Origin of the sequence: Vibrio sp. Vf1514, assembly GCF_052076135.1 — a bacterium.
GTDB classification, from domain to species: Bacteria; Pseudomonadota; Gammaproteobacteria; order Enterobacterales; family Vibrionaceae; genus Vibrio; species Vibrio furnissii.
On record NZ_CP197267.1, the window covers coordinates 1,776,214 to 1,794,546 of the forward strand.

At 49.9% G+C, this 18,333-nt stretch carries 19 protein-coding genes; 16 read left to right on the forward strand and 3 right to left on the reverse strand.

Features of this window, described 5'->3' with window-relative positions; genetic code table 11:
• Window positions 1-201 precede the first annotated feature (201 nt).
• From ACS18Q_RS08190 to ACS18Q_RS08200, 3 genes are all read left to right on the forward strand, one after another.
• The gene (locus ACS18Q_RS08190; protein WP_208549905.1) at window positions 202-1,245 is read left to right on the forward strand and encodes a porin; all 1,044 of its coding nucleotides are present in this window, start codon (window positions 202-204) and stop codon (window positions 1,243-1,245) included.
• Window positions 1,246-1,254: 9 nt separating this feature from the next.
• Window positions 1,255-2,034 carry a DUF4886 domain-containing protein gene (locus tag ACS18Q_RS08195; RefSeq protein ID WP_158107431.1) on the forward strand — a complete coding sequence of 260 codons (780 nt, stop codon included), beginning with the start codon at window positions 1,255-1,257 and terminating at the stop codon, window positions 2,032-2,034.
• A 212-nt stretch (window positions 2,035-2,246) separates the two neighbouring features.
• On the forward strand, window positions 2,247-3,131 hold the full coding sequence (locus ACS18Q_RS08200) for a MurR/RpiR family transcriptional regulator (RefSeq protein WP_014204954.1): 885 nt from the start codon (window positions 2,247-2,249) through the stop codon (window positions 3,129-3,131).
• 73 nt (window positions 3,132-3,204) lie between these two features.
• Here the strand turns inward: ACS18Q_RS08200 and ACS18Q_RS08205 are convergent, their stop codons facing one another.
• Window positions 3,205-3,711: a hypothetical protein gene (locus tag ACS18Q_RS08205; RefSeq protein ID WP_014204953.1), complete on the reverse strand. Its 507-nt coding sequence runs from the start codon at window positions 3,709-3,711 to the stop codon at window positions 3,205-3,207.
• A gap of 192 nt (window positions 3,712-3,903) precedes the next feature.
• On the opposite strand from ACS18Q_RS08205, the gene ACS18Q_RS08210 reads away from it, so the two are divergent.
• The 6 genes from ACS18Q_RS08210 (at window position 3,904) to ACS18Q_RS08235 (ending at window position 9,851) form a co-directional block, all read left to right on the forward strand.
• Window positions 3,904-4,836 carry an NAD-dependent epimerase/dehydratase family protein gene (locus ACS18Q_RS08210; RefSeq protein WP_441256901.1) on the forward strand — a complete coding sequence of 311 codons (933 nt, stop codon included), beginning with the start codon at window positions 3,904-3,906 and terminating at the stop codon, window positions 4,834-4,836.
• Between the two features lie 64 nt (window positions 4,837-4,900).
• Window positions 4,901-5,971, forward strand: a complete 1,071-nt coding sequence (locus tag ACS18Q_RS08215) for a saccharopine dehydrogenase family protein (RefSeq protein WP_441256902.1) — start codon at window positions 4,901-4,903, stop codon at window positions 5,969-5,971.
• A 191-nt stretch (window positions 5,972-6,162) separates the two neighbouring features.
• On the forward strand, window positions 6,163-6,495 hold the full coding sequence (locus ACS18Q_RS08220) for a hypothetical protein (RefSeq protein ID WP_125894547.1): 333 nt from the start codon (window positions 6,163-6,165) through the stop codon (window positions 6,493-6,495).
• A gap of 432 nt (window positions 6,496-6,927) precedes the next feature.
• Window positions 6,928-7,140: a transcription antiterminator/RNA stability regulator CspE gene (cspE, locus tag ACS18Q_RS08225; RefSeq protein WP_441256903.1), complete on the forward strand. Its 213-nt coding sequence runs from the start codon at window positions 6,928-6,930 to the stop codon at window positions 7,138-7,140.
• 459 nt (window positions 7,141-7,599) lie between these two features.
• Window positions 7,600-7,740 (forward strand): hypothetical protein, encoded by a 141-nt coding sequence (locus ACS18Q_RS08230; RefSeq protein WP_004725570.1) that lies wholly within the window; start codon window positions 7,600-7,602, stop codon window positions 7,738-7,740.
• Window positions 7,741-8,717: 977 nt separating this feature from the next.
• Entirely contained in the window at window positions 8,718-9,851 is a 1,134-nt protein-coding gene (locus tag ACS18Q_RS08235; protein WP_441256904.1) for a 5-methyltetrahydropteroyltriglutamate--homocysteine S-methyltransferase, read from the forward strand.
• 54 nt (window positions 9,852-9,905) lie between these two features.
• On the opposite strand, the gene ACS18Q_RS08240 is transcribed toward ACS18Q_RS08235, so the two are convergent.
• The gene (locus tag ACS18Q_RS08240; protein WP_441256905.1) at window positions 9,906-10,766 is read right to left on the reverse strand and encodes a DMT family transporter; all 861 of its coding nucleotides are present in this window, start codon (window positions 10,764-10,766) and stop codon (window positions 9,906-9,908) included.
• A gap of 363 nt (window positions 10,767-11,129) precedes the next feature.
• Between ACS18Q_RS08240 and ACS18Q_RS08245 the strand changes: the two genes are divergently transcribed.
• The 5 genes from ACS18Q_RS08245 (at window position 11,130) to ACS18Q_RS08265 (ending at window position 16,048) form a co-directional block, all read left to right on the forward strand.
• The gene (locus tag ACS18Q_RS08245) at window positions 11,130-12,386 is read left to right on the forward strand and encodes an aromatic amino acid transport family protein (RefSeq protein ID WP_055466251.1); all 1,257 of its coding nucleotides are present in this window, start codon (window positions 11,130-11,132) and stop codon (window positions 12,384-12,386) included.
• A gap of 262 nt (window positions 12,387-12,648) precedes the next feature.
• Complete coding sequence (locus tag ACS18Q_RS08250; protein ID WP_392440416.1) at window positions 12,649-13,593, forward strand: HlyD family secretion protein; 945 nt, start codon at window positions 12,649-12,651, stop codon at window positions 13,591-13,593.
• Between the two features lie 8 nt (window positions 13,594-13,601).
• Window positions 13,602-14,528 carry an ABC transporter ATP-binding protein gene (locus ACS18Q_RS08255; RefSeq protein ID WP_004725560.1) on the forward strand — a complete coding sequence of 309 codons (927 nt, stop codon included), beginning with the start codon at window positions 13,602-13,604 and terminating at the stop codon, window positions 14,526-14,528.
• Window positions 14,525-15,622, forward strand: a complete 1,098-nt coding sequence (locus tag ACS18Q_RS08260; RefSeq protein WP_004725559.1) for an ABC transporter permease — start codon at window positions 14,525-14,527, stop codon at window positions 15,620-15,622. Before ACS18Q_RS08255 ends, ACS18Q_RS08260 begins: the two co-directional genes overlap by 4 nt.
• 204 nt (window positions 15,623-15,826) lie before the next feature.
• Window positions 15,827-16,048, forward strand: a complete 222-nt coding sequence (locus ACS18Q_RS08265; protein WP_038151051.1) for a hypothetical protein — start codon at window positions 15,827-15,829, stop codon at window positions 16,046-16,048.
• Window positions 16,049-16,099: 51 nt separating this feature from the next.
• On the opposite strand, the gene ACS18Q_RS08270 is transcribed toward ACS18Q_RS08265, so the two are convergent.
• Window positions 16,100-16,348: a DUF1289 domain-containing protein gene (locus tag ACS18Q_RS08270; RefSeq protein ID WP_004725555.1), complete on the reverse strand. Its 249-nt coding sequence runs from the start codon at window positions 16,346-16,348 to the stop codon at window positions 16,100-16,102.
• 201 nt (window positions 16,349-16,549) lie between these two features.
• Between ACS18Q_RS08270 and ACS18Q_RS08275 the strand changes: the two genes are divergently transcribed.
• Both ACS18Q_RS08275 and ACS18Q_RS08280 read left to right on the forward strand, forming a co-directional pair.
• Window positions 16,550-16,993 (forward strand): META domain-containing protein, encoded by a 444-nt coding sequence (locus ACS18Q_RS08275; RefSeq protein WP_014204943.1) that lies wholly within the window; start codon window positions 16,550-16,552, stop codon window positions 16,991-16,993.
• 182 nt (window positions 16,994-17,175) lie between these two features.
• Window positions 17,176-18,321, forward strand: a complete 1,146-nt coding sequence (locus ACS18Q_RS08280; RefSeq protein ID WP_441256906.1) for an ABC transporter substrate-binding protein — start codon at window positions 17,176-17,178, stop codon at window positions 18,319-18,321.
• Window positions 18,322-18,333 lie beyond the last annotated feature (12 nt).

The following is an 18,333-nucleotide window of genomic DNA, read 5'->3' on the forward strand; positions in this document are numbered from 1 at the left end:
AACTTCTATTTCTCATTCATATTGGTATTTATTCTCAACACTCATTTAAAAATGCCGCCTGCAATAAATTAACCCATCAAATCCAATTCAATTTTCGACCTTCATCAATATTTCGTTAGGGAAGATTTAATTCCCTTATTCATTCATGACGCGCGTTATTACGATGCATTTGTTTCTTATAACAAGCATGGAATACGCATAATGATAAAAAATAAACATCTATTGACTCTGCTACCTACCCTCTGCATCGCTTCGTTTGTTCAGGCACAAACCGTCTATGACGATGAAACCAATAAGCTGGATATTTATGGTCGACTCGAAGGTCAGGTGGCCAAAGGTGACGCGAGCTTCGCCGGTGAAAACGACTGGCTGGGGCGCATGAATGGCCGCTTGGGCTTCAACATGAGTCGCGAACTGGATGCGATCGACAACAGCCGCGTAGTCGGCAAAATTGAGTGGCAAATTCGCACTGAAGTGAACGATTCACGCTTGGATGAAGGCGACGATCTGGAAGCGCGATACAGCTATTTAGGGATCGAACACGATGATTGGGGCATGGTGATCTTTGGCCGGACGAAGAACCCGCTCTATCAAGTCATGAAAATGACCGACAAATATAAAAACTACACGCCGGGCATTTATAACTTCGGCGTCTCGTCTATCGACACATCTTATAAATACAATCGCCAAGATGCCACGCTGCAATACAACGCCGAGTTTGGCATGCATGAAATTCAAGCCGCTTATGTGATGGGCAATGGTGAGAATGATCGCCTCGACCACGCCATGATGGCCAGTTATCGCCTCAACTATAAAGGCGACGGCTTTAAACTGTCACCCGCTATTGCGGTGAGCCAATTTAAGCGCCATGACGACAATACCGACACCAAACGCAAACAGCACGACCAAATCATGGCCGGGGTTGAGTTGTCGCTCAAAGGGTTCGCATTCGGTGTGACTGCCGACTACGTCAAAATCGATCTCGACAGCGGTGACGAAGACAAATACTTCGGCATGGACACCATCGCGTCCTATCAATGGAAACGCTTCAAAGTGCTGGCTGGTTACAGCTTCCTCGATCAAAAAGATGAAGCCATTTACGAGAAAGAAGATTGGCGCGTGGAAGGCCAATGGACGTTATCTCGCGGAACGTACTTGTCGCTCACCTACGCACGTGAACTCGCGGCGAAGAACGAAGACAGCGATGACGATGCAATCACCCTCGGCCTACGTTACGACTTCTAAGGAGTACACATGAACCATCTCATTCAAACGTCGCTACTCGCAGCCTCGCTGGCACTGGGCAGCCTCGCCGCTCATGCCGATACATTAATCGCGCCGTCACCCACCGCAAAAATGGATGGCGACAACAAGGTGGTGGCGATGTATGGCAACTCCTACACCCATTACAACAACAACTTAAATACCCGTTTGCGCGATTTAACCCGTTCATTACTGCCCAATCAGGCCGAAGGATACAGCTACCGCGGCATCACCATTTCCAGTGGTCAGCTCGGGTGGCATGAACCCAACCTGCGGTTCCAAAACGGCTTAAAATCGTGGGATGTTGTGGTGTTCCAAGGCAACTCCATGGAACCCATTTCGAAGAAGAAATCATCACGAGACAACTTCGAACAGGCAGCCAAATCGATGGCCAAGATCGCGCATGATGCTGGGTCTAAAGTGGTGTACTTCATGACATGGGCGCAAAAAGCACGTCCGGAGCAAACCGCAGCGCTGTCTAAAGCGTACAAAAAAGTCGCCAAAGAGACCGGTGGGTACGTGGCGCCGGTGGGGTTGGCATTTCAGCGCAGTTTGAAACAGCACCCAGACATCAACCTCTACCACAGCGACGGAAAACACCCATCTCTGGAAGGCACTTATCTTGCGGCATGTGTGTTCTTCGCCACACTCTATAATCAATCCCCCGTCGGCGGCGCGCTGCCAGTGGATTCGAACATGACCCCAGCAACCGCTCAGCAGTTGCAAACCGTTGCGTGGGAAACGGTGCAGGCGTTTCACGCGGACCACTAACGCAACCGACAGCGATGGTTTCGTCTAATCAATGGCGTCATCTGGTTAATGGTTTCGTCTAACCCATAGCGCCGCCCAAATGGTCTTCTTGTGTCCCACCACACCAGAAGACCATTTGTTTTAGGGCGATCACCTTTCGGGTAAGCAAACACAACACAGAGCACACGCTGTGTTAATCTGCGGCGACATGAGGCAAGCGGTGACTGAGTTTTATGAAAGATCCTCTCGATTTAACCACCTACAAACGGTTGGCAGAACAGCTCAAACCGTTTACCGAATCTGAAACGTTACTTCATTCATTTATTGTCGAACATTTCGAAGAGCTCTCTTACTACGGCATTATCGATTTGGCGCAAAAGGCGAAAGTGAGTAAAGCCACCATCGGGCGCTATCTCAATAAGCTTGGATACACCGGCTACGCCGCGTTTAAAAGCGCCCTGACGCAAGATCAGATCGCCCAAACCTTCGTCGCCCCTATCGAAGCCAATAAAGCACGCGCGATGGTTCAAGGCACCGATACCAAAGAAGAAGCGTCGCGCTATATTGGTAACGTGAGTCTGCTGATCGATCAATTTGCCGCAGAATTGAAAATTGATGAGTTGGAAGCGCTCGCCAAACGGATTGCCGACAAACGCCGCACCATTTACGTGGTCGGGCCCGCGTCATCGCGAGCGCTGGCCATCCATTTCTCCACCCTCTTGAAATACAATCGCTCGGAAGTGGTGTTGCTGCCGTTGGATAAAGGTGAGCTGCCCAAGGCGTTGCTGGGTATTAAAGAAAATGACGTGTTACTGGCGTTCTCGTATTACCGATTCAACCCAGTGGTGCTGGATATCACCAAATACTTTCACAGTAAAAAAGCCTACGTCACGGTGGTGACCAACACCTATTCCAACCCGTACGCCATCTACAGCGACGCGCAATATGTGTTGCCGAGTGACGTCGATTCGATCTTCCACAGTCGAACCATTGGCTTTTTGTTCGTTGAATTGCTGCTGTTTTTGATTCAGCGTGAGTCGCGCAACGATGATAACTTCGAAGAGCTGGAAAGCTTGTTCAAGTTCTTCGGTACCTTTTCATCGCTTGAGTTTAAATAGCGCTTCCCCTCACACCGCATGATGACGCCATGAGCAGGTCCCGCGCCTGTCTCATGGCCTTGATTGCCGGTCTTTATGACTCGTCGGCGGCTTGCTCGGCAAGGGCGTGCGCCCGCTGAATTTTCATCGTAATCGCATCAATCAGCACTTCGGCTTTGCGTTGGTCACGCACGTAAAAGCGCTTCACCACTTGCCCTGAATCATTGTTGAGCTGCACGATGTACCACTCGTTTTGGCGATACAGCATTGGCGTCTGCAATGCATTGAAATAGAGATGCACGTTTAAGCTTCTCTCTTTGGCGCGAATCGCAACGCCCCCAACGGCCACACTGCCGGAAAACGTCGAGTGGGATGTTGTGATCGTTTCGCGCACTACACCGTCATCCAGCATCAGGTACTCTTCCGTCACGACGATAGTTTCTGGGCGAAGGTTGACTGGCTGCGCCATGATGACCTCTTCAATGATCACATCCGGCGACTCCGTCAATGCGCCGGGCTCTGGCGTATAAGGAATTACGTGAGTACTGCAGCCGCTCAGCACTAGCAGGGTAAAACTGACCAGCCAATGTTTGATGGACATCCCGTGCTCCTTTCTCGTAGTCGGCAATGACTCGACTATAAAGCACTCACAAGCAAAATACTGCTTCTTATGCTGCGGAATTTATCTAATCTTGCTTTAGTGACAAGAGCGTTTAAACATTGCCGCTTGACCTTCAACTTCACTTTAACCTTAGGATAAGCATCACACCCAGCGTAATTGAGGACATCCTGTATGCAAACCATCTTAGGCGCCAACGGTCAGATTGGCCGCGAGTTAGCACTGAGCCTGAAACGCGACTTTACCAGCGAGATTCGTTTGGTCAGCCGCCACCCACAAAAAGTGAATGATTCAGACCAACTGATGGCTGCCGACCTGCTGGATCGCGCACAAACTTCGCAAGCAGTAGCGGGCTCTGAAATTGTCTATCTCACCGCTGGTCTCCCCATGGATACACAGTTGTGGGTGGAACAATGGCCGGTACTGATGCGCAACGTCATTGATGGGTGCATCGAACACGGCGCGAAGTTGGTCTACTTCGACAACACATACATGTACCCACAAACGGCCGCGCCGCAACGAGAAGATGCACCGTTTGAACCTTATGGTGCCAAAGGCAAAGTGCGGGCGCAGATTACCACCCTCTTACTCGATGCCATGCAGCAAGGCCAACTTGACGCCATGATTTGTCGCGCGCCGGAGTTTTATGGCCCGGGGAAAACCCAAAGCATCACCAACAGTACCGTCATCGATAACCTGTTGGCAGGCAAAGCCGCCAAGCTATTTATTCGCGATGATGTCAAACGCAGCCTGATCTACACGCCAGATGCCAGCCGAGCGATGGCTCTACTGGGCAACACGCCCGATGCGTATGGTCAAACGTGGCATCTACCTTGCGATGATGAACGCCTGACGTATAAAGAATTCGTCCAGTTGGCAGCGAAAACCTTTGGCGTCAAACCAAACTATCGTGTCCTCAAGCCTTGGCTGCTCTGGATCGCGGGGAAATTCAACCCAACCGTGCGCGACGCGGCTGAGCTGCTGCCTCGCTATCACGTCGACAACGTGTTTATTTCCGACAAGTTTAAGCGCCGCTTCCCCGAATTTACCGTGACACGTTTTGAACAAGGATTGGCAACCATTGCGCAAGAGCGCCAAGCGTCCTAAACATCAAACCCAAACCTCCCCCGAACTCACACGGGAGCGAGCAAGGCCGATTGGAGAAGATTCGATGACCACCCAAACACCCACTAAGCGCTGGATGATTTACGGCGCCTACGGCTATACCGGAGAGCTCATTGCCCGCGAAGCCGTCAAACGTGGCCTAACGCCCATCTTGGCTGGGCGAGATGCAGAAAAAACTGAGCGGTTGGCACAAGCACTTCACTTGGAAGCAAGAGCATTCGCCTTGGATGACGACGCACTTGTTGTGGAACAACTACAAGATTGTGCATTGGTTCTCAACTGTGCGGGGCCATTTTCGTCCACCGCCCATAAAATGATGTCTGCATGCTTAAGCGCCTCGACCCATTATCTGGATATCACCGGCGAGATTGACGTGTTTGAATGGGCGCAATCACATCATTCACACGCCCAAGCGGCCAACGTCATTTTATGTCCTGGTGTCGGGTTTGATGTCATTCCGACCGACTGCGTGGCAGCGGCCTTGAAAGCGGCACTACCAGACGCCACACACTTAAGCCTTGGGTTTGACTCTCGATCCAGCTTTTCTCCAGGCACCGCAAAGACGTCCGTCGAAGGCTTGGCACAAGGAGGGAAAGTTCGTCGTGACGGTCACATCATCAACGTACCGCTCGCCTACGAGGTACGAACCATAGATTTCGGCGATGGCGAAAAACCCGCCATGACCATTCCTTGGGGCGATGTTTCAACCGCTTATCACACCACGGGGATTGAAAACATTGACGTGTTTATTCCCGGCTCGCGCGCCATGATCGCCAATGCCAAACGCGCCAACTATCTGCGTCCATTCCTTGGCTTGCGTTGGGTTCAGAATGTGATCAAAGCTCACATCGCACGAACGGTTCAAGGCCCCAATGAACAAACGCGCTCATCCATGCCAACGTATGTGTGGGGGGAAGCGACGAATGCCCGTGGGGAACACAAAACTGCGCGAATACAAACGGCCAACGGCTACAGCTTAACCATCACTGGCTCACTTGCGGTGGTCGACTTCGTATTACAACAAGCGCCAGACGGCGGCAGTTATACGCCAGCGCGTTTGATGGGAGCAGAACTGGTCACACAACTGCCCGAGTCCGGACCACTTGTCATCTGTTGAAGACCAACCGTAACAGGTCAAGTGGCAAACCTTGGCGCATCGTCAGAACGCATTTCTGCCTGTATTCAGCCCAAAGGAAGCGCTGCAAAATGTGGTGTATATTAAGTAATGAATCACCGGTCTCCGTTAAACGTATCCGCGCGCGTCAATTTGCGCTACGTTCAAAGAACCCCCTCGCTTGGAGAAGAGCTATGGCTGATATCATCGATTACTCACTCAATGAAATTCGTCTTGAACTTAGAGAGCGCTTGACCACATTGCTGGCGGCTTCCTCACTCGCACAACAAGCTTGCCTTCCTCGACTCACCACACTCATCACCTATTATTTGGTGTACGAAGAAGGAGAATTGAGTTTTGAGCACTTCATTGCCCAGCTCAGCAAACCGGAAAATCAGTGGCGCTGCTTTATGATTTTTGGATCGTCCTTACCCGAACACGAACTGCACGAATTGCTCGAGACCTCAGTTCAGCATCAAGAAGAGCTGGACGACATGATGGTGTCTCTGGGCATGTACCTGCCCTAACTAACCGTATCATCATCCCAACATGTCAACATCCGCGCCGTCCAGACGGCGCTTTTTGTTTCGAATCACAAGGGCACGCAGAATGATGCTGCCACAGCATTGGCGCCCTTTTGCTTCACTGTTGCATCTGTTGAACCTTGAGATTGCACTGGTTTTATCGGAGTTTTATCTGCTTTTAAAGCCCACCCTTACATCCGAGTAACAAATATTTACCTAACGATTGAAAATAATGCTGTTCATTATGCGTTTAACCTGTATAGTAGCGCTCAGCTCTTACCACTGAGCTATTAGTGATACATTTAAAGTTCTCTCAGTCATCTTTCGATACCCTTCGTATAGCTCCTGCGACAGCTCCAATAGATAGTCCATTTAATAGCTTTTGTTATCAGCGCATATAAACTTTGTAACAATTTAAAATATATAGAGGTATCTATGTCTAACAAAATGACTGGTTCTGTAAAATGGTTCAACGAAACTAAAGGTTTCGGTTTCATCACTCAAGACAACGGTGGCAATGATGTATTCGTACACTTCGCTTCTATCGTTTCTGAAGGTTTCAAAACTCTGGCTGAAGACCAGCGTGTAAGCTTTGACGTTGAACAGGGCAAAAAAGGCCCTCAAGCGGCAAACGTAGTAGCACTATAAGTGCCAGTAGCGTGGCGCCTGTCGCCACGCTATCTACCCAAAAGCGATTCACGTTTACACCTTCCCCGGCTCTACCTGTCCAACGATAATTCCGTTCTAACCCCGTTTTATTCGATCGTACATTCCAAAGCCCACTTGTCGTCTTGCCTTTTTTAGGTTCGAAGAGCGAACAAGCGATCTGGTGATTGATTCATCTGAATGTCATCTCGATAAAATAATATTTCGTGGAACTTTGAAAGCATTCAATTCAATTGAAAGTCTTCAATTAAACAATTGTCGCGGAACTTTTTCGTGTCTGAAAAACTCTAAAGACCGGACATAAAAATAGAATGTTGATTTTTGTTGGCGATCAGAATTGAAAAATACTTGTCGAACAAAGGTCACAAATTAGGCGAGTTTTCTGTCCTTTAGAATTTAACCGTCTAGAATCGATTTATTCAACAAGACAGAAATTAACTTATGCCGAAGAAAGAAAAAAAGAAAGCGGAAGATAAAGTGATACTTCCGGAAGATAAAAAAACGCTCACGGAACATCAAACTCGAAAACGTATCGAGGATATTCTAGAGCAACGTAAATTCGATGATTTGTTCGAGCTATAAACGCGAAAACGATTATCACACGTCAACGTTCGTCGTCGTGACCTCGCGTGTCACTGCACCGTATTGGTGAACAGCAAGCGGCAATTCTGTGCCCTTTTTTGCGCGGCGAACGGTGATATAGACGCGAGAACGCGTTTTCACTGAAGTGAACGTTAACAATCGGTAGCAAGCATGTTAGGCGTAACTACCCGCCATGAAACAACTTCTTGCTTTTTGTACGCACTTTGGTGTAAGAATATGAATATTCGGTGACAAGTAGGCACGGAACTTGATTGACATTTTTCTGTCATACGACATGGGTAACGTAAACCCGAATGAAGACAAACGTCATCGAAACAAAATTTGGTGAGTCAAAATAAACTCACTCAAGCCGTTATGGATATTCCATAACATGTAAGCCGCTCCCAGAAAAAAGAAACGGGGGCAAATCAGTAAACCTTAAACAATAAGCTCAAAAAGAGCGTTACTTATAAAGGAGATTACTATGAAAAAAATGAGACGTGCTCAGCTGCATCGTGTTCGCATCCAGTACTGGAAAGACACCAAAGCAGAGAAAAAATCATAGTTAAACGCCGTTAGGCACTCGAGAACTGGTAATACCGAAACCTCACATCATTACCAGTTCAAATCACCCTCCTTCATTTCGAACTCACGCCACTCTGGCTCCTCACATCGCTCTGATTCCGTCATATCAGACAGCAGCCCAAAGGGTGTATGAGAGCTCGAAATGAAGGTACATACCTCACCAACATTTCTTTTATTTTCCCCAACGAGTTCCACCGCCAATTTCAGACTTCGTCATTAAATGGCATGACATTCATCTCTTTAGAAACACACTACCATTTTCCAAATATGCATCCCCTTCGTGCCGCAAGGTGAATTTATTTCATGGTGCGCATGAACAAAAACGGATTAACAAGACGTCTAGCCATCCATTAATCTAGTCTCATTGATACGACACACTAGAGGTAACCATCATGGCTTCACGTCCCCCTTTTCGCACTGACACCGTCGGCAGTTATCTGCGCCCGGCTTTTCTCCATCAGGCACGCCGTGATTTCGCTCAAGGGAAGATCGACCGCACACAACTCACCCAAATTGAAGATCGAGCAATTCTAGACCTAGTTGAACAACAAAAAGCGGCGGGCATTCAGGCGATCACCGATGGCGAATTCCGCCGAGGTTTCTGGCACATCGATTTTCTAGAAAACTTGCATGGGATTGAAGGCTACACGCCTGATGCTGGTTACAACCAAACCTTTCATGGCAAAGCCGCGCCCGCTTATAACATTCGCGCGACCTCACGAATCGCGTTCAATCCTGAGCATCCCTTTCTCGCACATTTCGACTTTCTGCTCAAAGCCGTTGGTGACGATGAAGGCAACTTGGCCAAAGCGACAATTCCAAGCCCAACGATGATTTTGCGCCAAGAGATTCTGGCCAACGATGGGTCGTCACGCATTCATGACATCTACCCTGATCTGGCATTGTTTTATCAAGACCTCGCACAAACCTACCGTGATGCGATTCAAGCGTTCTACGCGCATGGCTGCCGTTACTTACAGTTCGACGATACCAACTGGGCATTTCTGATTGATACCGACAAGCGTAAGAGCCTAGAAGCAAAAGGTATCAATCCCGATGAGATAGCGCAGATCTGCACGCGCATCATTAATGATGCCCTGCGCGATAAACCAAACGATCTGATTGTAACGACGCACATTTGCCGCGGAAACCATGCCTCGTCTTGGCTGTTTTCCGGTGGCTATGAACCGGTCGCCGAAGCCCTGTTCGCCACGCACTATGATGGTTTCTTTTTGGAATACGACTCTGAACGTTCAGGCGATTTCGCCCCGCTGCGCCATTGGTCAAACACCAACAGCCAGATTGTCCTTGGCTTAATCACCTCGAAGTTTCCTGAATTAGAACAGGCCGAGCAGATCAAAGCTCGCATCCACGAAGCCACACGCTACGTGCCGCTGGAGAACCTGTGCATCAGCCCGCAATGTGGATTTGCCTCGACTGAAGAGGGCAACAAACTAACCGCCGAGGAACAATGGGCGAAGATTCGCTTCCTCAAAGAAATTGAACATCAAGTGTGGGGATCATAAGCCCATCGGATGTGACAGCGGCGTCATACCGTTATGGGCAATACCTTTCAGCCATTAGCGTCGCAAGTTGCTGATGCGATACAGCAACAGCGAGCTCAGCAGCAGTACACAACCCACGATTTTGTTCAGCGGCATGGATTCACTGTAAATCCAAACGCTGAGCAACATCGTCCACACCGGTTCAAGCAGCATCAAGATTGCGGCGTTGGTTGGGTTCGCGTGCTTTTGTCCGACGGTTTGCATCAGATAACGCAAACTGGTCGCCAGCAGCACGCTCAGGCCAAACCATTTCCAGGTTTCGCCGCTCACCACCTGCGGCCAATCTTCAACCGCGTAAGAGAGCAGCAACCCCAAGCAACCTGTGGTAAACAGCTGCAACGTGGTCAGCAACATCGGTGGCAGCTTGGCTGAATATTGACTGTTGAAATTGAAATGCATCGCCAAACCAACTGCAGCAAGCAAAAACCACAACTGACTAGCGGCAATACGCCATTCACCGTTCCATGCCAACAAAAATAGCCCCACAATCGCGATAGGCAAGGATGTCCAGAACGCGCGGCTCGGTTTATTGCCAAACAGTGGCCAAGCCACCAGCGGCACAAACAGCATCGACAAGCTCATGATGAAGGCCCCTTCGCCGAGTGTGTCACTGATGGCGATGGCGTAAATCCAACAGAAGATCGAACCGCCGAGAAAAACGCCGACCCCCATTGAACGCAGAATATCGCCCAGTGACGCCCTGCGCAGCGCTGGCAGGCAGAACGGCAAAAGAATAAGTGACGCGGTCACGAATCGTAACCCGATAAAGCCAAATGGAGGCAGCCCCTGAATGGCTTGTTTAGAGAATACCCACCCAGCTGCGGCAAGCAGTGTGGTCAAGACGAGAATGATTTCGGCGCGCAGGTTAGCAAACATGGTGAATTGTTATAATTGTAAATGAGGCAGAACACGATTGTGCGGCAAATTGCACAACAACTCCATAGGTAAAATTGCTTTTATTTCTGCACGTTAGAAAAGCGTGGCGACAGAACAATCAACTTCTCACGACACAACGCGTTAACATCTCAGACAATCTGAAAAATAGTTATTTTTTAGATTTAAATTCTAGTTTAGACTTCAAAAATCAGAACTATATGCTGGTTTTATAAAAAATTCATAGTTTCAAACATTAGCACATCGCCTTTGCGCCAGTAGATATGACCAGCATCACAATATGATCACATCAACTAAAAGGAGTAGGATTCTCAACATTATTATTCTTATATGGACTTCCATTCAGTGAAAGAATCTCAAGACGTTTTGGATTTTAGTGTTTCTAAAACGACATCCTCCTGGAATAAACACGACACACACTGGCTACTGAGCCTGTTCGGAACCGCCGTCGGCGCCGGCATTCTTTTCCTTCCAATCAACATTGGTCTCGGTGGTTTTTGGCCGTTGGTGCTCATGGCCGTGCTGGCTTTTCCTATGACCTTTCTGGCACACCGCGGACTGGCGCGTTTCGTTCTCTCTTCTGAGCGGGCCGATGCCGATTTTACCGACGTTGTAGAAGAACACTTTGGCGCCAAAGCGGGCCGTTTAATCTCCCTACTCTACTTCTTGTCGATTTTTCCGATTTTGCTGATTTATGGTGTCGGGCTCACCAACACCGTGGATAGTTTTCTCGTCAACCAAGCGCAGATGAGTCCGCCACCGCGCGAACTCCTGTCGGGCGTGTTGGTGTTTAGCCTGATCGCCATTATGCTGGGCGGCGAAAAGATCATGCTGCGCGCGTTTGCGGCGATGGTGTATCCACTGGCGGCCATTCTTGCGGCGCTGTCGTTTTATCTCGTGCCTTACTGGACCATGCCCTCGTTGGCACTGCCACCGCTGAGCGATTTCACACAAACCGTGTGGCTTGCGGTGCCAGTGGTGGTGTTTTCCTTTAGCCATGCCGCGGCCATTTCCAGTTTTGCCAACATTCAACGTCGTCACTACAAAGCAGACGCGGTGAGCAAATCAGAGCAAATTCTCAAACGCACCAGCATCATGTTGATTGCGTTCGTGCTGCTGTTTGTCTTCTCATGCGTGCTGGCCTTGTCCCCACAGCAGTTGATTGAAGCCAAAGCACAAAACGTATCGGTGTTGTCTTACCTGGCGAACGCGACGCACAACCCATTCATTGCCACCTTGGGGCCTTTGGTGGCGTTTGTGGCGATCACCTCCTCATTCCTCGGTCATTTCTTGGGTGCGCGTGAAAGCCTCAATGGTCTAATCACCAAGCACACACGCTTATCCGCTCGCACCGCCGATAAAGTAGGCATCGCGTTTATGTTTGTCGCCATCTGGTTTGCTGCCGTCATGAACCCAAGCATTCTTGGTATGATGGAGGCGCTCTCTGGCCCCGTGATTGCGATGATTCTGTTTATCATGCCGATGATTGCGGTGTACCGCGTGAAAGCCCTGCACCCCTACAAGCAACGGTTGAGCACTTACTTTGTGCTATTCGTCGGTGTATTGGCCGTCTCCGCGCTGGTGTTCAGCCTGACGCGCTAATCCCCTGCTCAAACGGCTCACTCGGTGGGCCGTTTCACGTTTTAACACGCCGAAACCGCTCCCTCTCTTCGCTTCATCCTTCGCTCCCGCTTCTCGCTATTCCACAACAACACGTTTTTGATGAATAAATCTGGTTTGGTAATTCACAGAGTTCGCCAATAATGAATGCGACAAATGGCTTATCTAACATAAACTTGTTGTAACGATGAAACGAATCCCTTTGCACTTTGTGCCCCATAACTATTTTTCTAAGGAGCAGATCATGAAACGAGGTTTAACGCTGTCGCTTTTCATTCTGCTGCTCTCCGGTTGCAGCCCAGACAACGACAATCAAGCGTTGGGAACGCTGGAACGCGACCGCGTGACGCTCTCAGCGACCAGTAACGAAATCATTCGCCAACTGCCCGTCAAAGAAGGCAGCGAAGTCCAAGTGGGCGATGTATTGGTTCAATTGGATGACGCCACGCAGCAAGCTATGCTCGCACAAGCCATTGCGCAGCGAGCCAAAGCCGCCGCGTCGCTGGCCAAACTCACCAATGGTGAACGCCCGGAAGACATTGCTGTGGCACAAGCTCGCGTCTCACGAGCAACTGCGCAACTCACTGAAGCGGAGAAGAACTTTCGCCGCATCTCGGAACTGGTCTCCAAACGCTTGATCAGTCAGTCGGAAAAAGACAGCGCCGTCTCAGTGCGTGATTCTGCACGCGCTGAACTCGATTCCGCCAAAGAGGAGTTTGCCAAACTCACCGCAGGTGCGCGTGTTGAAGAGATCGAACAAGCCAAAGCTGAACTTGCGGCGGCCGAAGCCAATGTGACGTTGCAGCAACAGAAATTGAGTGAGCTGACCGTGGTCGCCACCCGCAACGGTATTCTCGACAACCTGCCGTATAACTTGGGCGAACGGGTTTCCGTCGGCAGCATCGTGGCCGTGGTACAGGCCGACAGCGTGCCTTACGCGCGCGTGTACGTTCCAGAGCGTTTTCGCGCACAATGGACCGCCGGCAAAAACGTGACCGTGCATGTCGATGGCGTTGCCGAAGACTTTCAAGGCAGCGTACGCTGGGTCGCGAATGAACCCTCGTTCACGCCCTATTACGCCCTCACCGAAAACGAACGCGCGCGCCTGATGTACCTTGCGGAAGTCGATTTACCCGTGTCGGCTCAATCGTTGCCATCGGGCATTCCAGCCCAAGTGGATTTACCGTAGGAGTGGGTATGAGCGATCTTGCCATTCACGCTCAAGACGTGATGAAAAAATTCGGTGATTTCACCGCCATTGAAGGCATTAATCTTCGTGTGCCCAAAGGCAGCATTTACGGTTTTCTTGGCCCAAACGGCTGTGGCAAATCCACCACCATTCGCGTCCTCACTGGGCTGTTGAGCCCCACCGAAGGCCACGTCAACGTGTTGGGGCTCGACATTCCACGTCAATCGGAAGCATTGCGGCTGAAGATTGGTTACATGACGCAAAAATTTTCGCTCTATGACGACCTGAGCGTTCAGGAGAACCTGCAATTCATCGGCCAGATTTTTGGCATGAACCGCAAAGCACTCAGTGCCAGAACCAACGAACAACTGAAAACCTACGGGCTGGATGAACGCCGCAAACAACGCGTGGGCGGTATGAGCGGCGGCCAAAAGCAGCGTTTAGGCTTAGCGGCGGCCACCATGCACCGTCCTGAATTGCTGTTTTTGGATGAACCCACCTCCGCAGTCGATCCGGAAAATCGGCGCGAATTTTGGGAACAGCTGTTCGATCTCTCTTCGCAAGGCACCACCATTTTGGTTACCACGCACTACATGGACGAAGCCGAGCGCTGCCATCGACTTGCGATCATGGAAGCGGGCGAGATTCGCGCCGACGATGAACCCGAAAAACTGATGCAACAGATGGGCGTGACGGTGGTAGAAGTAAAAGCGCCTCATCTGCGCAAGCTCAAAGAAATGTTGCTCACCAAACCGGAAGTTCGCTCCGCCGCGCAACTGGGCATTCGCCTGCGTGTGTTGATCCATCGTCAGGTGCAAGACCCGATTGCGTGGCTGCGCCAAACCGTGCCCGAATTAGCGCATGCGGAAATGGCGATTGCACGCCCCAGTTTGGAAGATGTGTTCGTGACCGTGACAGGAAAAGGCCGCCAATGAATTCTCTCTATCGTATCAAAGCGGTGATGGTGAAAGAGTTTCGTCAGCTGTCCCGCGACCGTATTACCTTCGGCATGGTGGTGATGATTCCACTCATTCAGCTCATTCTGTTTGGGTTTGCCATCAACACCGATGTGCGCAACATTCCGGTTGCCGTGGTTGATCAAAGCCAGTCGACGTTTGGCCGCTTGCTGACAGAATCGATCAAAGTCAGCCAAGTGGTTGACTTGACTCATGCTTACACCACACCCGCCGAGGCGGAACAAGCCATTGCCAAAGGCGAGGTGCGCGCGGCGTTGATTCTGCCCAAAGACCTCACCCGACGTGTGCAAGATGGGCGCGAATTGGGTCAGTGGATTGTGGACGGCTCCGACACCATGATCACCAGCGCGATTTCGGGGCTAAAAAATATGCCGCTGCAAGACTTCGATTTCGACATCAAACCCGCCGCGACACCAACGTTTGAAGTCACTCTGTTCTACAACCCGAGCCGACGAGCGGCCGTCAATATTGTGCCCGGTTTGCTGGGCGTGATTCTGACCATGACGATGATCTTGTTTACCAGCGCGGCCATCGTTCGCGAACGGGAACGGGGAAACCTTGAACTGCTGATCACCACGCCAGTGCATTCGATTGAGTTGATGATCGCCAAAATCGTGCCTTATATCTTTGTCGGGCTGATTCAAGTGTTCATAATTCTCGGATTGGGGCACGCCATTTTCGATGTGCCGATTAACGGTTCACTGAGTCAGATTCTGTTTGGCACCTTGTTGTTTATTTCTGCCAGTTTGACGCTGGGTTTGATGATCTCCACCGTTGCGTCAACCCAACTGCAAGCGATGCAGATGACGGTGTTTATTCTGTTGCCTTCAATTCTGCTGTCGGGTTTTATGTTTCCGTATGAAGGCATGCCCGTGGTGGCGCAGTGGATTGCCGAAGTGTTGCCAGCCACGCACTTCATGCGCTTGATTCGCGGGATTGTGCTGCGCGGCGCTGATTTGATGGATCTCTGGAAAGACACGCTGTGGCTTGGTGTTTTCACCCTCTTTGGTCTGTTTTTTGCTTCGATGCGCTTTAAAAAGTCCCTCGACTGACACCAGTGTGCGATGCAATTTTGTCCTTTTATCGCGGCAAACGAATCATCGCCATCTAATACATCATCCCAGTCAATGGCTGGGATTGCTGTTTAATTGAGCACCAAAATGCATTAGAAAATATATGGCAAGCCTCCTATTGACGAATTAGTGACCAAGATCTAACTTTTTAAACTAGTCGTCATAATAAAGTGGAGGTCCCCAATGAAACGCGCTAGCCCTAGTTTTCGTCTTCAAATGATCAAAGAGGTTGCTACTCGAAAGCAATCGGACTGTATTGACCCAATGGCGAACTACATTCGAACGATGCTCTCGGACACCAAGAAAGCTAAACCTCAATCAGAAGCGAAACGGAATTTCAGCGGTGTGCACTTTGATGAGCACGCAGGCGGCTGGGTCGATGACAACTGGGGTTTAAAGTCATAAGCCGCGATGAATGATGTTTAGGCTAGTGCATCCAGAGTCCTAGCCTAAGCGTTAAAACAGCTCTTGTTGCGGGCTGCTTGGTTCCGCAGCAGGTTCAGCACCTTTTCGCTCGGCCATGCGTTTTCGGTAATAGCGCTGGCGACATAACTTAATCACATGCAACTGCTCCGCCGGCGTCATCTCTAACCAGCGAAAGCGCTCTTCCCTCTTACGCATACAGCCACGGCAGTAACCTTTTTCATCCACCGTGCAAATGCCAACACATGGGCTTGGGACTTGAAAAAACTCGAGTTGTTCCATGAATACGCGATTGTCCTTCCATCCGACTTGGGGCACGACTGCGAATCACTCTCCGCGCACCATGAAATATAAGCCACTGTTATCAATAACAATTCCATTTATTTTTACATCATGTTGCATATTAAACTATGACCTTATGCTGACATGATGCTGGGTTTATTGACTATACTGAGCGCGTTTTCCACATTTGGAGTGAATCCTATGAAGCTTAGTTCAAAATCATTACTTGCCGCAATGGCTATGCCTGTTCTGTTAGCGGCTTGTGCAAGCAATGGTGACGATGTGCAAATTACCGCAGCGGATCTGCAACATCATAACTGGCAGTTGACTCAAATTGATGGCCAAGACATCGTAAAAAATGAACACTACGATGCACCTCGCCTTGAGATTGGTGAAAAAATGATGGCAAGCGGTAACGCTGGCTGCAACAACTTCTTTGGTCAAGCAGAGCTGAAAGACAACCGCCTGCGCATTGAAAAAATGGGCATGACCATGAAGATGTGTATTGGCGACGTGATGGATACGGAACAAGCGGTATCTCAATCTTTGATGGATTGGAACGACGTAACGCTCACCAAAGACGCGTTGACGCTGAAAAACGATGTTCACACGCTCACATTTACGTTGCGTGACTGGGTAAACTAATCCCCACCAAGTAATCGATTCTATTCAAAGGCAGCCCATCGGCTGCCTTTTGCGTATTTCTGCCAATCATTTTCCTTATGAATCAGATCTTTTGGCTTTTTTCATACATAATGAATGAAACCGCTACCTGTTCCGGTCTCTAGCCTTATACGAACCGATATCAGCGATCTCAAAGGACAATTATGAAAAAGCTGCTTACCCTTTTTAGTGCCTGCGTACTTTCTCTGTCGGCATCTGCTCAATCTTGGCAAGACATCAGTGACAAAGCCCGTGGGCAAACAGTCTATTTTCACGCTTGGGGCGGAAGCCAAGAGATCAATCAGTACATCCGTTGGGCGGGTGAGCAGTTGAAAACGCAATACGGTGTCGAGCTCAAGCAAGTCAAAATCACCGACACCGCAGAAACCGTGACGCGACTGATTGCCGAAAAGGCCGCAGGCAAAGAGAGCGGGGGCAGCGTCGATCTAATGTGGATCAACGGTGAAAACTTTAAATCGATGAAAAACAACGACCTACTATACGGGCCGTTTGTCGAGACTTTACCCAACTGGCAATACATCAACGCATCGTTGCCCATCGACAGTGACTTTTCAGAGCCTACCGATGGGCTAGAAGCGCCGTGGGGTGTCGGCCAGTTGGTGTTTATTTATGATCATCAAAAGCTCAACAATCCCCCACAATCGTTTGCTGAACTGCTGAGTTACGCCAAAGCATTTCCCAATCGGATCACCTACCCTCGCCCACCTGAGTTTCACGGCACCAGCTTTTTAAAGGCGCTGTTGATTGAGCTGACTAACAACGATGCGGCATTGTCCAAACCGGTTGACGCCCAATCCTTTGCACTGATTACAGCGCCGTTGTGGCACTACCTCGACGAATTGCATGCAGTCGCATGGCGCGCGGGAAAACAGTTTCCATCTGGCTCGTCTGAAATGATTCAATTATTGGATGATGACCAAATCGATTTGGCGCTAACGTTTAACCCGAACGCGGTCTATTCTGCACAAGCGTCTGGCAAGCTGGCCAAAACCACGCGTAGTCACGCGATGCAAGCAGGCGCGCTGTCGAATATTCACTTCCTGGCGATTCCATGGAACGCCACCGCCAAAGAAGGCGCGCTGGTTGCCATTAATTTCCTAATGAGTCCTGAGGCGCAATCACGCAAGGGCGACATGAATGTGTGGGGCGATCCATCGGTGCTGAGAAACGACGTCTTAACCGGTTCTGCGGCGAACACCAAACTGTTCAAATCAATTGCCGAACCGCATCCAAGCTGGCAAACCGCGCTCGAAGCGGCATGGCAAACACGTTATGGCGCGGCCAAATAACCCGTTGAGTTT

Coding starts and splice junctions, on each gene's coding strand:
- ACS18Q_RS08190 (WP_208549905.1), top strand. CDS start 202: ATGATAAAAAATAAACATCTATTGACTCTGCTACCTACCCTCTGCATC.
- ACS18Q_RS08195 (WP_158107431.1), top strand. CDS start 1,255: ATGAACCATCTCATTCAAACGTCGCTACTCGCAGCCTCGCTGGCACTG.
- ACS18Q_RS08200 (WP_014204954.1), top strand. CDS start 2,247: ATGAAAGATCCTCTCGATTTAACCACCTACAAACGGTTGGCAGAACAG.
- ACS18Q_RS08205 (WP_014204953.1), bottom strand. CDS start 3,711: ATGTCCATCAAACATTGGCTGGTCAGTTTTACCCTGCTAGTGCTGAGC.
- ACS18Q_RS08210 (WP_441256901.1), top strand. CDS start 3,904: ATGCAAACCATCTTAGGCGCCAACGGTCAGATTGGCCGCGAGTTAGCA.
- ACS18Q_RS08215 (WP_441256902.1), top strand. CDS start 4,901: ATGACCACCCAAACACCCACTAAGCGCTGGATGATTTACGGCGCCTAC.
- ACS18Q_RS08220 (WP_125894547.1), top strand. CDS start 6,163: ATGGCTGATATCATCGATTACTCACTCAATGAAATTCGTCTTGAACTT.
- cspE (WP_441256903.1), top strand. CDS start 6,928: ATGTCTAACAAAATGACTGGTTCTGTAAAATGGTTCAACGAAACTAAA.
- ACS18Q_RS08230 (WP_004725570.1), top strand. CDS start 7,600: ATGCCGAAGAAAGAAAAAAAGAAAGCGGAAGATAAAGTGATACTTCCG.
- ACS18Q_RS08235 (WP_441256904.1), top strand. CDS start 8,718: ATGGCTTCACGTCCCCCTTTTCGCACTGACACCGTCGGCAGTTATCTG.
- ACS18Q_RS08240 (WP_441256905.1), bottom strand. CDS start 10,766: ATGTTTGCTAACCTGCGCGCCGAAATCATTCTCGTCTTGACCACACTG.
- ACS18Q_RS08250 (WP_392440416.1), top strand. CDS start 12,649: ATGAAACGAGGTTTAACGCTGTCGCTTTTCATTCTGCTGCTCTCCGGT.
- ACS18Q_RS08255 (WP_004725560.1), top strand. CDS start 13,602: ATGAGCGATCTTGCCATTCACGCTCAAGACGTGATGAAAAAATTCGGT.
- ACS18Q_RS08260 (WP_004725559.1), top strand. CDS start 14,525: ATGAATTCTCTCTATCGTATCAAAGCGGTGATGGTGAAAGAGTTTCGT.
- ACS18Q_RS08265 (WP_038151051.1), top strand. CDS start 15,827: ATGAAACGCGCTAGCCCTAGTTTTCGTCTTCAAATGATCAAAGAGGTT.
- ACS18Q_RS08270 (WP_004725555.1), bottom strand. CDS start 16,348: ATGGAACAACTCGAGTTTTTTCAAGTCCCAAGCCCATGTGTTGGCATT.
- ACS18Q_RS08275 (WP_014204943.1), top strand. CDS start 16,550: ATGAAGCTTAGTTCAAAATCATTACTTGCCGCAATGGCTATGCCTGTT.
- ACS18Q_RS08280 (WP_441256906.1), top strand. CDS start 17,176: ATGAAAAAGCTGCTTACCCTTTTTAGTGCCTGCGTACTTTCTCTGTCG.